We start from the raw sequence: 13,912 nt of genomic DNA on the forward strand, positions 1-13,912 counted from the left end.
GTTCAGCGCAGTCGGAACGGCTCCGCCGCGAGAGCGGAGGGATCGAGGGCCAGATCGGCGAGGGTCGCGCCCACGCCAGGGGCGAACTTGAAGCCGTGGCCGGAGAAGCCGGCGCCGACGACGATCCGCCCCGATCGGTCGAGCACGAAGGCGCTGTCATCGGTCGAGGTGTAGGTGCAGCTGATCGGCTCCGCGGATGCCGGGTCGAGGCCCGGCATCCACTCGCCCACATAGTCGGCGAGAGCCTGCGCGTGCGTCACCGCGTGCGGGCGGGCATCCGGGTCGACGACGTCGCCCACGCGATGGAACCCGACCTTGACGCCCTCGCCGGGCGTCGGCATCCCGTAGACCGTCGCCGGGTAGCGGCCGGGATCGACGTAGTGATTGAACGAGGGCCACACCGAGTCGGCGGCGGGGCGGAAGTGCGCGGGGAACTCCTCGGTGACCTCCAGGCGCGGCAGAGGGATGCCGGGAAGCATCCGCTCGGTCCAGGCGCCGGCCGCGACGACGACGACGTCTGCCCGCACGAGGGCGTCAGGCAGCACGATGTCGACGCCGTCGTCGGTCTCGTCGATCCGCGTCACGGGGGTCTCCCAGCGCACCTCGCCTCCCGCGGCGACGATCCGTCGCTCGAACTCGCCCAGCGCGGCGGATGCGCGGGCGACGCCCGCGTCGCGGGAGAAGAGCACATCGTCGCCGAAGCGCATGCCCGACCATCGCGACGATGCCTCGTGCGCCGTCAGCATCTCGGCGTGGATGCCGCGCTCGGACAGCCGCCGTTCGATCGCGGCGACGTCGACATCTCCGTGGGTGACCAGGCCGTGCAGACGCAGCAGCGGCTCGCCGCCCACCTGCCCGAGGGCGTCCCATCCGGCGCGTGCGCGGACGAGCAGGTCGAGATAGTGGTCCTCGTCGTAGGCGTTGTTGAAGTTGCGCGTGGCGCCGTGCGAGGCGCCCTGGTGGTGGCCACGGGCGAAGCGCTCGAAGACGACGGGCTTCATCCCTCGTCGGGTGAGCTCCCACGCGGTCGCAAGGCCCATCACGCCGCCACCGACGACGGCGACCTCCACCGAATCCGACATATTGCCTCCCGACCTCTCTCTCAGTCTCCCAGCCGTCGGTGTCATCGCGTACGCCCGGTAGTCTGGGGTGGTGACCATGGAGATCGAGCTCGGCCGAGGCAAGCGTGCGCGTCGCGCGTACACGTTCGACGACATCGCGGTGGTGCCCTCGCGGCGCACCCGCAACCCGGAGGACGTGTCGACCGCCTGGACGATCGACGCCTTCGGCTTCGGGATCCCGGTGCTCGGCGCACCGATGGACTCCGTCGTGAGCCCTCAGACGGCGATCATGCTCGGGCAGCTCGGCGGACTCGGCGTCCTCGACCTCGAAGGACTGTGGACCCGTTACGAGAACCCTGAGCCCCTTCTTGCGGAGATCGCATCCCTCGGCGAGGGAGAGGCGACGGCGCGCATGCAGCAGCTCTACTCCGAGCCGATCAAGCCCGCGCTCATCACGCAGCGTCTCGCCGAGATCCGTGAAGCCGGAGTGACCGTCGCCGGATCGCTGACACCGCAGCGCACGCAGGAGTTCTACGACACGGTCGCCGCCGCAGGGGTCGACCTGTTCGTCATCCGCGGCACCACCGTGTCGGCCGAGCACGTCTCGAGCGTCGACGAGCCACTGAATCTCAAGAAGTTCATCTACGACCTCGACGTGCCCGTCATCGTCGGAGGCGCAGCCACCTACACCGCGGCCCTGCATCTGATGCGCACGGGTGCGGCCGGTGTCCTCGTCGGGTTCGGCGGGGGAGCGGCGTCGACCACGCGCGCGACCCTCGGCATCCACGCTCCGATGGCCACGGCCGTCTCGGACGTGGCCGCGGCCCGCCGTGACTACCTCGACGAGTCCGGCGGACGCTACGTGCACGTCATCGCAGACGGTGGCGTCGGCACGTCCGGTGACATCGTCAAGGCACTCGCGATGGGTGCCGACGCGGTCATGCTCGGCGTCGCCCTCGCACGCGCCACCGATGCACCGGGTCGCGGCTTCCACTGGGGTCCCGAGGCGCATCACCCCAAGCTCCCGCGCGGTCGTCGCGTCGAGGTCGGCGGCATCGGCACGCTCGAGGAGATCCTCTACGGTCCGGCGCCCGTCGTCGACGGCACGGCGAACCTCATCGGTGCGCTGCGCAAGTCGATGGCCACCACCGGATACTCCGACCTCAAGGAATTCCAGCGGGTCGAGGTCGTCCTCGCACCGTACGAGGCCTGAGGCCCGCACCACGCCGTGACTTCTGCTGCTCTGTTCCCCCCGACTCTCCGCGAGGTCATGCTCCGGGGACGCTGGATCGGGATGCTCGTGCTGTGCCTCGTGGTGGCCGGCGTGTTCGCGTGGCTGGGGCAGTGGCAGCTCGAGCGCGCGATCGAGACCGATCCGCCGCCCGCAGGAGCGACCGAGCAGGTGCGACCGCTGACCGATGTGGTCGAGCCGGGTGCGTACCTCCCCGAGCCGCTGGTCGGGCAGAAGGTCGAGACGTCGGGGACCTGGATCCGCGATGACTTCCTCATCGTGTCGAGTCGGTTCAATGACGGCGTCGAGGGCTACTGGGTGACCGGTCAGCTGCGGGTCGCGGAGCGCACGTCGATCGCGGTCGCGATCGGATGGACCGCCGACCGTGCCGTCGCCGAGGCGGCCGTCGAGAAGCTCGACGAGAGCGCAGAGGACGTATCCCTCGTCGGTCGGGTGATCTCGGACGAGGGGCCATCGGTGCCGCCGAAGGACGATCCCCAGCGCATGGACCGCATGTCGACCGCTGCGCTGCTCAGCCACTGGCACGACGTCGACGAGCTCGACGTGTATCGGCCGTACCTCGCCTCGATCACGGCGACGGCAGGTCTCACGGACATCTCCTCGCCTGCACCCGAGGAGCAGTCGCCGGTGAACTGGCTCAACATCTTCTATGCCGCGGAGTGGGCGATCTTCGCCGGGTTCGCCTTCTACCTCTGGTATCGACTCGCCAAGGACGCCTGGGAGCGTGAGGTCGAGGAGTTCGAGGACGCAGCGACCGCCGCCGGCGACTCCGTCTGATTCCGCCTGACCCGACCGCATCCGCGCGGCGCATCGCGCGCATGTGAGCGGTTCGCGGTCCGATATTCCACCTTCGTCAGGGTCGGGTCCGGACGTTCGGTGAGGGCTTGGTTACCAATCGGAAAACTCCGTTGAGGTTGTCGGAGGGCCTCCGTATGCTCGCTCACATGTGCGTCGGCTGAGAGCCCGCACCGCCCGGTTTCACGAGAGCCGTCGCCAGAACACACCCGAGGAGACAACACAGATGATGTCCGCTCCCGACGCCGCGAACCATCAGGTTCCCGGGTCAGACCGCAGAAGTCGGGGGCGTCTCGGCGTTCTCGCCGCCACCTGCGTCGCCGCACTGGGCGCCAGCGCCCTGATCGCCGCGCCAGCCTCCGCAGACGTCTCGGGAACGGGGGTGGTGATCAACGAGGCCTACCTCTCCGGGGGCAGTGCCGGGGCGGCGTTCACCAACAAGTTCGTCGAGCTCTACAACCCCACGGCGGCACCCGTCACCCTCGACGGGCTCTCGCTGCAGTATCGATCCGCGACAGGAACGGGCGGTTCGAACGGCGTCGCGCCGCTGACCGGCGTCATCCCCGCCGGCGGCCACTATCTCGTGCAGGCGGGCAGCAACGGAGCCAACGGCGCAGCACTGCCGACGGCCGACGTCGTCAGCACCCTCAACCCGAGCGGAACGAACGGCACTCTCGCGCTGGTCGAGGGCACCGCGGCGGTCACACTGACCCCCGGCTCGGTCACGGGTGTCGACGGCGTCATCGACGTGCTCGGCTACGGCACCTCGAACACATTCGAGACTGCCGCCGCGACTCCTCCCACGGGCAACACCGACGTCAAATCGCTCAACCGCACGGGCGGCAAGGACACCGACGACAACAAGGCGGACTTCAGCCTGTCGGCCACCATCACGCCGCAGAATGCGGGCACGGTTCCCGACCCCGATCCTGAGCCTGAGCCCGAGCCGACCGACGTGTCGATCGCCGACGTCCAGGGAACGACCGATGTCTCGCCGCTGAACGGCCAGACGGTCACGGTCGAGGGCATCGTCACCGCCGACTATCGGACCGGCGGCTACAAGGGCATCGTGATCCAGACCGAGGGCTCCGGCGGCGCGGTCGACGCGACCCCCGGCGCATCGGACGGCGTCTTCGTCTTCCTCAACGCGCTCGCTCCCACGCTCGCGATCGGCGATCGCGTCTCGGTCACCGGCTCGGTCAGCGAGTACTTCGGCCAGACGCAGATCAACCCGGCAGCGCTGACCGGCATCTCGGTCCTGCAGGCAGGGGTGGGCGTTCCCGAGGTCACCCCGCTTCCCGATGCCGCCGTCGGCGGCGACCGTGAGCAGTACGAGAACATGTACGTGGCCCCGGCGGGCACCTATCGCCTGGCTTCCAGCCACCAGCTCGTCAACTTCGGAACCCTCTGGCTGAACGCCGGGGCGGATCTCAACGTCAAGAGCACGGAGCTCGTGCGTCCGGGAGCCGAGGCGGCGGCGATCACCGCGGCGAACCGCGCCAACCGGATCCTGCTCGACGACGGGTGGTCGATCCAGGTCTCGAACAGCGGGCACCCCAACGACCAGCCGTACTTCACGAAGGACCTCGTCGTCCGCAACGGCGACACGGTCGACTTCAGCGAGAACGGGTACGTGCTCCAGTACGGCTTCGACGACTGGCGTCTTCAGCCGGTCGTGCCGATCGACAGCACGTCGTCCGCCGACCTGAAGGTCGGCTTCCAGCCCACGAACCCTCGCACGGACACCGCCCCGACGGTCGGCGGCGACGTGCAGGTGGCGTCGTTCAACGTCTTCAACTACTTCACCACGCTGAAGAGCGAGAACTCGAACGCACGAGGCGCGGCGAATGCTGCCCAGTTCGAGATCCAGAAGTCGAAGATCGTCGCGGCGATCAACGGCCTCGACGCCGAGATCGTGTCGCTGATGGAGATCGAGAACTCGATCAAGCTCGGCGGCTCGCTCGACGAGGCGCTGGCCGATCTGGTCGACGGGCTCAACGACGCACTCGGCAGCGCGGAGTGGGACTACGTCCGCACTCCCGATGAGCTGAACGACTCGGCGACGACCGACTTCATCACGAGCGCGATCATCTACAAGAAGGACGCGGTCGAGACGGTCGGCGACAGTCTGACCGTGACGGACGAGAGCGTCTGGGGCAACGCCCGCGAGCCGATCGCGCAGGCGTTCGACATCGACGGACGCGTCGTCACGGTGGTGGCGAACCACTTCAAGTCGAAGTCGGCACCCGAGGGCGGCGGCGCCGAGCCGGCAGACGGCCAGGGCTTCTTCAACGCCGACCGCGTGAAGCAGGCGAACTCGCTCAAGACCTTCACCACCGAGATCGAGGAGACGACAGGCAGCAGCGACATCCTGCTGATCGGTGACTTCAACGCCTACGCGAAGGAGGACCCGATCGAGGTCTTCACGAGCGAGGGGTGGAGCGACGTCGCACGCGAGAAGGCTCCGGAACAGCACACGTACACGTTCGACGGCGAGCTCGGCTCGCTCGACCACGTGCTCGCGTCGCCGTCGCTCGCCGCATCCATCACGGGCGCGGGTGTGTGGAGCATCAACTCTCCGGAGTGGAGTGACCGCGGCTACGCGTTCGGCGCCACCGAGGCGGGAACACCGTTCCGCTCCAGCGACCACGACCCGATCATCGTCGGCGTCTCCTCCGAGGTCCCGCCGGTGAGCATCGACGTCGTCACCATGAACGACTTCCACGGTCGCATCGAGGCCGACGGCGCTGCCGCAGGCGCGGCGGTCGTCGCCGGAGCCGTGCAGCAGTTCCGTTCCGAGAACCCGAACACGATCTTCGCCGGTGTCGGCGATCTGATCGGCGCATCGACGTTCACCTCCTTCATCAACGATGACAACCCGACGATCGACGCGCTCAACGCCGCCGGCCTCGACGTCAGTGCCGCGGGCAACCACGAGTTCGACCAGGGCTGGGAGGACCTGCGCGACCGCGTGCAGGACCGCGCGGACTGGGAGTACATCTCGTCGAACGTGTTCGTCACCGAGACGGGCGAGCCCGCGCTCGCACCGGCCTGGGTGAAGGAGCTCGACGGCGTGCGCGTCGGCTTCGTCGGCGCCGTCACCGAGGACCTCGACTCGCTCGTGTCGCCTGAGGGCATCGCGGATCTCGAGGTGCGCAGCATCGTCGATTCGGTGAACGCCGTGGCCGACGACCTGCGTGACGGAGACGCGTCCAACGGCGAAGCGGATGTCGTCATCCTTCTCGTTCACGAGGGAGCATCGAGCGTCGAGCTGTCGAGCATCACGCCGGATTCGCCCCTGGGCGAGATCGTCTACGGCGTGGACGATGACGTGAACGCGATCGTCTCGGCACACACGCACCTCGCCTACAACCACGTGATCGACGGGCGTCCGGTCATCTCGGCCGGGCAGTACGGCGAGAACCTCGGACTGATGAACATCCAGGTCGACCCGAAGACGAAGGACCTGATCTCGATCACCAACGAGATCAAGCCCCTCACCTCGGCAGGGAAGGCGCTCTACCCGGCCGTCCCGGAGGTCGCCGACATCGTCGCGAAGGCGAAGGCTGAGGCCGACGTGCTCGGCGCGGTCAAGGTCGGAGACATCACCGCCGACTTCAACCGCGCTCGTCAGACGAACGGCTCGGAGAACCGCGGAGGGGAGTCCACCATCGGCAACTTCGTCGCCGACGTGCAGAAGTGGTCCACCGGTGCGGACATCGCGCTGATGAACCCGGGAGGCATCCGCGCCAACCTGACGTACGCCTCGTCGAACGCCAACGACCCGAACGGCAATGTCACCTACCGCGAGGCGGCCACGGTGCAGCCGTTCGCCAACACGCTGGTGACCCTGTCGCTGAGCGGCGTGCAGCTCAAGGGCGTGCTCGAAGAGCAGTGGCAGCCGGCAGGCTCGGCCCGTCCGTTCCTGAAGCTCGGCGTATCGGAGGGTCTCGTCTACACCTACGATCCGGCCGCGGCTCAGGGATCGAGGATCACGTCGATCACGCTCAACGGCACGCCGATCGACCCTGCGGCGAACTACACGGTCGCAGCGAACTCGTTCCTCGCCGGGGGTGGAGACAACTTCTTCACCTTCAAGGAGGGCTCGAGCAAGCGTGACACCGGCAAGATCGACCTGCAGTCGATGGTCGACTGGTTCGATGCGAACAAGACGGCGACCCCCGACCTCGCGCAGCGCGCGGTGGGAGTCTCGGTCAGTGCACCGGATGCCGACGGCTACAGCGCCGGCGACCAGGTGACGGTCGCTCTCTCGTCGCTGGCGTTCAGTGCGGGGGAGCAGGCGCCCGGCGAGGTGACCCTGTCGCTCGGCGGCACCCGGCTCGCTGCGAGCGCCGTCGATCCCACGATCGTCGACACGACCGATGAGGCAGGGCGCGCGTTGCTCGGCTTCACGGTTCCGGCGGGTGTCTTCGGTGAGCAGCTGCTCACCGTCGCCGTCGCCGGTACCGGGACCACCGTGCAGGTGCCGTTCTCGATCGCGGGGGAGGAGCCGGTCGAGTTCGCAGGATCGATCGACCTCGGCTCGTCGAAGGTGGCAGCGGGCAAGAAGCTCACGATCACCGGCGAGGGCTACCAGCCGGGCGAGACGGTGACCGTGCAGCTGCGACCGAAGAAGGGCGCGGCCCTCGACGTCGGCACCGTTCAGGTCACCGCCGACGGCACGTTCTCGACCACCGTCACGGTGCCGAAGAGCACGCAGCCGGGCAAGTTCACGGTCGCGGTCGCTCAGGCCGACGGCGATGAGGCGACGGCCACCGTCACCGTCAACCGCGCGGGCGGCATCATCGGCGGCATCATCGACTGGCTGTGGGACCTCATCTCCGGCTGGTTCTGACCTCGATAGGCGGCACGCCCGCCTGACACGCACGAAGGCCGTCGGGAGTGATCCCGGCGGCCTTCGTCGTTCCCGTGGTTCGTCAGGGTGCCGCGTTGCAGCGCGGAGGACGGATGTTATGGTGCTGGCATGGGGGTAGCAGTCGAGGTCGATTTCGACCAGATCCAGACCATGATCGATGTCCTGCTCGGGTCGCTTTCCGATCTGCGGGCCGAGGGTGCCGCTCTCGACAGCGCTTCGCAGGTGATGCTCGCAGGTTGGGACGGCGAAGCTGCAGACGCCTACGAGAGTCGGCACGACCAGTGGCAAGCGGACCATGCCGACAGTCTCGACGCATGACTCCCTCAGACGACCTGACCGCCCGCATCGACGCTGTCATCGGACGAGACGACTCGGAGTCTCGCGCATCCGTGCTCTCGGGGGTTCTCTCGTCCACCGCCCTGCCCTCGTGGCCCCAGCCCTCGTTCGCCTCATGAGCGGCGGCGGACCCGTTGCGCCGGGCTGGTACGACGTCCATCGACGCACCCAGAGGTGGTGGGACGGTCGCCAATGGACGGAGAACGTCATCCATCACGGGCGACCGATCACGGCCACGGCACTTCGCACAGAGACGACCAGGATGCAGTGGATGTGGGTCGGAGTCGGCGTGGTCGCCTGGGCGGCGTTCCTGGTCTTCTCGTTCGCCTTCGGGGCGAGCGCGGCGTTCGCGCTCGCCCTGCTGCCGGTCGCCGGCACGGCGGCGATCGTCGCCGCCGCGATCACCGGGTCGCGCCTGATCGCGGCTGTTTCCCCCACCCCCGGTGGCCCGGTCGCCTCCCGATGACGAGAGCGGTCAGGCTGAGGGGCTGATGACCTCGACCTCTGCCTGCGCGAGAGCGGCGGCGAAGGCCGGGGCCGGAGACGAATCCGTCACCAGGTAGTCGGCTCGGTCGAGCGTGGTGACCTGAGCGAACAGTCGTCGGCCGAACTTCGACGAGTCGGCAAGGATCGCGGTGCGCTCGGCCCGCTGGATCATCTCGGCCATCATGTTCGCGTCCCCCATGTTCGACGTCGAGAACCCGGCCTCGTCGATGGCGCCCACGGCGATCAGTGCCAGATCGCAGCGGATGTCCACTTCCGGGCCGCCCGGGGTCATCATGAACGCGACGGGTCCGGTGGTGGCCTGGGTGATCGCCCGCACGGCCCCGCCGAACACGTAGAGGTCGCGGAAGGCGGATGGCGAGATCTCCGCGGGGATCCGCAGGTTGTTCGTGGCGATCGTCAGGTCGCGATGGTTGCGAAGCGCCCGAGCGAGAGCCAGCGTCGTCGTTCCGGCGTTGAGCATCACAACCGCTCCGTCGTCGATGAGTCCCGCCGCGAGACGCGCGATCGTCTCCTTCTCCTCCGTCTGCAGCCGGAGACGGACGTCGAGCGCTCGGTCCTTGAGCTGCCCCTCGGCGCTGACCGCTCCGCCGTGGGTGCGGATGACGACGCCCTCTCGGTCGAGCTGATCGAGGTCCCGACGGATCGTGTCGATCGAGACGTGGAAGTGCTCTGCGAGACCTCCGACGGTCACTTCGCCGACCTGTTCGACGTAGGCGGCGAGGTCGGCTTTGCGGCCGGCGGGGAGTCGACGCTTGGGCGACGGAGTTGCTTCCATGCAGACATCTCTAGCACAGGTGCGCAGATAAACCGGCAGACTTCGGCAGAGATCGGCATCCGACGTATCCACGCGACCAACTTGGTTTTCGCCGTGACAATGCGGGTACAGTCGTGAAATCTGTAGTTACAAGTCGAAATGGATGCAGAGAATGCTTGACGATCTCGCAAACTACGGCATAACATTGCTCAAAACCGCATGAACAAGCATTGAAGCGCGAATGCGGCACGATCTCGAAGAGGAGAAGTGATGATCACAGTGGGGCGAGGGCGACGCATTCTGAAGCTCGCCGGCGCAGCGACAGCAGCCGTGACAGTCCTGGCCGTGGCAGGGTGCGCGGCAGGCGACAGCGGAACCGATGGAGGGGATGGAGGAGACGTCACCATCGAGTTCGCCCAGTGGTGGGAGCCCGAGCTCCCCGACGGTGAGTTCCGGGCGCTCATCGACGAATTCGAGGACGCCAACCCGGGCGTCACGGTCAAGCTCGTGAGCGGACCGTACGCATCGACCAAGGAGCAGCTGTTCGCGGGAGCGGCCTCCGGCACCATGCCGGACGTCGTCGGCCTCGACGGCGCGTGGGTCAACGACTTCGCCTCTCAGGGAGTGATCGCAGACCTCACCGCACTCATGGAGGAGTACGACTACGACGACAGCGAGCTGGCGAGCCAGATCCAGGTCGACGACAGCACGTACATGATCCCGGTGGTGAACTTCGTCTACCCGATGTTCACCAACGACACGCTGCTGGCGGATGCGGGAGTCACCGCCCCGCCGGCCACGCGCACGGAGTTCGCCGACGCGGCATCGAAGGTCTCGGCGCTCGGCGGCGACGTGTCGGGCTGGGTGCTCCCGCTCTCCCTCGAAGCGCCGAACGGCGTGCAGAACGACGTCATGTCGTGGGTGTGGGCCTCCGGGGGCTCGATGCTCGAAGACGGTCAGCCCGATCTGACGAACGACGACGTGACGTCGGCGGTCGACTTCATCGGCGGCATGTGGGATGACGGCTCGATCGCCTCCGGTTCCTTCACGATGAAGGAGCAGGACAAGGTCGAGGAGTTCACCAACGGTCGTGTCGGCATGATGATCGACTCGCTCGCGCACATCAACCTGATCCGCGAGACGAACCCCGATCTGAAGTTCTCGATCTCGGCGCTGCCGGCCGAGGACGGATACGACGGCGAGCGCGGCATCCCCTACGCATCCTGGGGCATCGGCGTCGCCGAGAACTCGGAGCACAAGGAGGCGGCATTCAAGCTGGTCGAGTTCCTCATGAGCGAGCAGACCAACTCGGAGCTCTCGACGATGGCGAACGCGTTCCCCGGCAACTCGAAGTCGGTCCCCGGATTCGTCGAGGACGATGAGCTGTTCAAGACGGCGTTCGAGATCTACCAGGCGGGCTACCCGGCGAACGAGTTCACCGGGCTCCCCGTGGCGGAGGAGCTGATGCGTCAGCTCGGCGAGCAGCTGCAGTCGGCGTTCGACGGTCAGCAGTCGATCGACGACGCGCTCAAGAAGGCGCAGGACGCGTGGGTCGCGGAGTTCTGATCTCCCACGACCCGCATTGAACGGGGTGCCGCATCGCTCCCGATGCGATGCGGCACCCGACCAACCAAGGAGCCACGCTTCCCATGAGCCTGAGAACGTCCGACGACACCGAGGTGATCGTCACCGGAGTCGCGCTGTCGCGTCGCCGACGGCAGCTGCGCAAGACGACCGAGTCGTACGCCTTCCTCTCGCCGACCATCATCCTGCTGTTCGTGCTGATGATCGTGCCGATCGTCATGGTGATCGGCTATTCGTTCCAGGACAACGTGATCCTGAACAAGTCGCCCGAGTTCGTCGGCATCGGCAACTACGTCGAGATCCTGTCGGATCCGCGCTTCTGGAAGGCGACGGGCAACACCATCCTCTTCACGGTGACGAGCGTGGTGGCGCACCTGGTGCTCGGTCTCGCCTTCGCGATGATGCTCAACAGCCCGCTGCTCGGTCGGTTCTCACGGTCCTTCTTCCGGGCCCTGTACGTGCTGCCGTGGCTGTTCACGGTCGCCGTGATCGCCGTGCTGTGGCGGATGCTCCTGGCCCCGAACGGTGTGGTGAACTTCCTGCTCAACACCGACATCGAATGGCTCGCATCGCCGCAGCTCGCGCTCGGCACCATCATCTTCATCAACATCTGGGCGGGATACCCCTTCTTCATGGTCAGCCTGCTGGCCGGCCTCCAGGGCATCCCGAATGAGCTGAACGAGGCTGCCACCGTCGATGGCGCGGGTGCCGTGCAGCGCTTCTGGAACGTCACCATCCCGCAGCTGCGTCCCATCATCGTCAGCCTCGTGCTGCTCGACCTGATCTGGACGTCGCAGCAGTTCGCGCTCATCTGGATGACCACGGGTGGCGGACCGATCGACGTGACCGAGGTGCTCAGCACCTTCACCTACAAGCTCGCCTTCGCGAAGTACGACTTCTCGCTCGCGGCGACCTCCGCCGTGCTGGTCCTGCTCATGTCGATGGTGCTCGCCGTCTTCTACGTCCGTCACCAGAAAGCGAGGGACTGACCATGGCTCTCACCGTGCAGAACCAGCGCCGCGTCGCCAAGACCGGGGTCATGATCGGCCTCATCCTCGGAGCAGTGTTCGCCGCAGGGCCCGTGCTGTGGATGCTGTCGAGCTCGTTCAAGTCGAACACGCAGATCTTCGAACTGCCTCCTCGTCTGGTCACCGACACGTTCTCGTTCGACGCCTACATCGCGATCTTCACGAACCCCGAGACGATGCGGTTCTTCTTCAACAGCTACGTCGTCGCGGGCTCCGTCACGATCCTCACCCTCCTCGTCGCGATCCAGGCGGCGTACGCGTTCAGCCGGTTCGACTTCCGGGGCAAGCGCATCCTCAACGTCGTCATCGTCAGCGTGCAGGCCGTGCCACCCATCACCCTGCTGATCCCGTACTTCGGTCTGATGGTGGCGCTCGGGCTGTACAACTCGTACCTCGGGCTGATCCTCACCTACATGGTGTTCACGCTGCCCTACGCGATCATCATGATGACCGGCTACTTCAACACCCTCCCCAAGGAGCTCGACGAGGCCGTCCGCGTCGACGGCGCCGGATCCATGACCGCCCTGTGGCGCATCCTCGTGCCGATCTCGATCCCCGGGATCGTGTCCGTCGGCATCTACACGTTCATGATCGCGTGGAACGAGTACCTCTTCGCTCTCACCCTCACCCGCACGATCGACATGCGCACGGTGCCCATCGGCATCCAGCTGCTCATGGGGCAGCACTCGTACGAGTGGAACCAGATCATGGCGATGAGCGTGCTCGGCTCGATCCCGGTCCTCATCCTCTTCCTCATCTTCCAGCGGTACTTCATCAGCGGTCTCACGGCGGGGTCCGTGAAGAGCTGACGTCGTCCCGACGGATCCACGACCACCACGAAACAGGAGAAATCACGTGCTCTACACCGGCAAATCCATCCTCGATGTCGCCAATGCCAACAACTTCGCCATCCCGGCGTTCAACATCAGCGACTGGGCGATGTTCAACGGAATCATGGACATCAGCGAGGAGAAGGCCGCTCCGGTCATCATCGCGATCCACCCCGACGAGGTGTCGCACATCACCACCGACCTCATCCCCGCGATGCACGCCCGCGCCCACCGGTCGAGCGTGCCCGTCGCGATCCACTGGGACCACGGCGGAAGCTACGAGGAGATCATCTCGGCCATCAAGGCCGGCTTCACCTCGGTCATGATCGACGCATCGCTGCTGCCGTTCGACGAGAACGTCGCGCTCACGCGCAAGGTGGTCGACGCGGCGCATGCCGTCGGCATCCAGGTCGAGGGCGAACTCGGCACGATCGGCGCCAACGACAGCTACGGCGAGTCGGGAGCGGCCGAGATCATCTACACGAACCCGGAAGACGCGGTGCGCTTCGTCGAGGAGACAGGCGTCGACAGTCTCGCCATCGCGATCGGCACGTCGCACGGCCTGTACCCGAGCGACAAGAACCCCGAGCTGCGTCACGACCTGCTCGAGCAGATCAAGGCCGCGGTCGGCATCCCGCTCGTGCTGCACGGCGGATCCTCGAACCCGGATGCGGAACTCCGCCGCGCCGTCGAGCTGGGTGTGAACAAGATCAACATCTCGAGCGACATCAAGGTCTCGTACCACAACCGCATGCGCGAGATCCTCGGCACCGATCAGCGTCTGCGCGAGCCGAACGCGATCCAGCCGGCGGCGCTCGAGGCGATGAAAGCCACCGCTGCTGAGAAGATCGAGCTGTTCGGTGCGGACGGCAAGGCGTCGCTGTACTGA

Annotated in this window: 12 protein-coding genes; 10 read left to right on the top strand and 2 right to left on the bottom strand. The window is 66.8% G+C overall.

All coding sequences use genetic code 11. The features are described 5' to 3' along the window. Positions 1–2: 2 nt before the first annotated feature. Positions 3–1,082: an FAD-dependent oxidoreductase gene (locus BEP68_RS11705; RefSeq protein WP_187250061.1), complete on the bottom strand. Its 1,080-nt coding sequence runs from the start codon at positions 1,080–1,082 to the stop codon at positions 3–5. A 76-nt stretch (positions 1,083–1,158) separates the two neighbouring features. Between BEP68_RS11705 and BEP68_RS11710 the strand changes: the two genes are divergently transcribed. The 6 genes from BEP68_RS11710 to BEP68_RS11735 all read left to right on the top strand — a co-directional run bounded on the left by BEP68_RS11710 (position 1,159) and on the right by BEP68_RS11735 (position 8,786). Next, positions 1,159–2,274 (top strand): GuaB3 family IMP dehydrogenase-related protein, encoded by a 1,116-nt coding sequence (locus BEP68_RS11710; RefSeq protein WP_053098967.1) that lies wholly within the window; start codon positions 1,159–1,161, stop codon positions 2,272–2,274. A 57-nt stretch (positions 2,275–2,331) separates the two neighbouring features. Then, positions 2,332–3,090 carry an SURF1 family protein gene (locus BEP68_RS11715; RefSeq protein WP_082298004.1) on the top strand — a complete coding sequence of 253 codons (759 nt, stop codon included), beginning with the start codon at positions 2,332–2,334 and terminating at the stop codon, positions 3,088–3,090. A 244-nt stretch (positions 3,091–3,334) separates the two neighbouring features. Beyond that, on the top strand, positions 3,335–7,963 hold the full coding sequence (locus BEP68_RS11720) for an ExeM/NucH family extracellular endonuclease (RefSeq protein ID WP_187250062.1): 4,629 nt from the start codon (positions 3,335–3,337) through the stop codon (positions 7,961–7,963). Positions 7,964–8,092: 129 nt separating this feature from the next. Further along, a complete protein-coding gene (locus BEP68_RS11725) occupies positions 8,093–8,302 on the top strand; it encodes a WXG100 family type VII secretion target (RefSeq protein ID WP_187250063.1) in 210 nt (69 codons plus the stop codon). Then, complete coding sequence (locus BEP68_RS11730; protein ID WP_187250064.1) at positions 8,299–8,439, top strand: hypothetical protein; 141 nt, start codon at positions 8,299–8,301, stop codon at positions 8,437–8,439. The genes BEP68_RS11725 and BEP68_RS11730 overlap by 4 nt, the downstream gene beginning before the upstream one ends. After that, positions 8,436–8,786 (top strand): DUF2510 domain-containing protein, encoded by a 351-nt coding sequence (locus BEP68_RS11735; protein WP_187250065.1) that lies wholly within the window; start codon positions 8,436–8,438, stop codon positions 8,784–8,786. Before BEP68_RS11730 ends, BEP68_RS11735 begins: the two co-directional genes overlap by 4 nt. A 9-nt stretch (positions 8,787–8,795) precedes the next feature. On the opposite strand, the gene BEP68_RS11740 is transcribed toward BEP68_RS11735, so the two are convergent. Further along, entirely contained in the window at positions 8,796–9,602 is an 807-nt protein-coding gene (locus BEP68_RS11740) for a DeoR/GlpR family DNA-binding transcription regulator (protein ID WP_053098975.1), read from the bottom strand. A gap of 249 nt (positions 9,603–9,851) precedes the next feature. Between BEP68_RS11740 and BEP68_RS11745 the strand changes: the two genes are divergently transcribed. The 4 genes from BEP68_RS11745 (at position 9,852) to BEP68_RS11760 (ending at position 13,912) form a co-directional block, all read left to right on the top strand. Further along, entirely contained in the window at positions 9,852–11,147 is a 1,296-nt protein-coding gene (locus BEP68_RS11745) for an ABC transporter substrate-binding protein (protein WP_056277298.1), read from the top strand. Between the two features lie 83 nt (positions 11,148–11,230). Continuing rightward, a complete protein-coding gene (locus BEP68_RS11750; RefSeq protein ID WP_053098977.1) occupies positions 11,231–12,154 on the top strand; it encodes a carbohydrate ABC transporter permease in 924 nt (307 codons plus the stop codon). Positions 12,155–12,156: 2 nt separating this feature from the next. After that, a complete protein-coding gene (locus BEP68_RS11755) occupies positions 12,157–13,002 on the top strand; it encodes a carbohydrate ABC transporter permease (protein ID WP_053098978.1) in 846 nt (281 codons plus the stop codon). A 46-nt stretch (positions 13,003–13,048) separates the two neighbouring features. Beyond that, positions 13,049–13,912: a ketose-bisphosphate aldolase gene (locus BEP68_RS11760; protein ID WP_053098979.1), complete on the top strand. Its 864-nt coding sequence runs from the start codon at positions 13,049–13,051 to the stop codon at positions 13,910–13,912.

This window comes from Microbacterium sp. 4-7 (assembly GCF_014332665.1).
GTDB lineage: Bacteria > Actinomycetota > Actinomycetes > Actinomycetales > Microbacteriaceae > Microbacterium.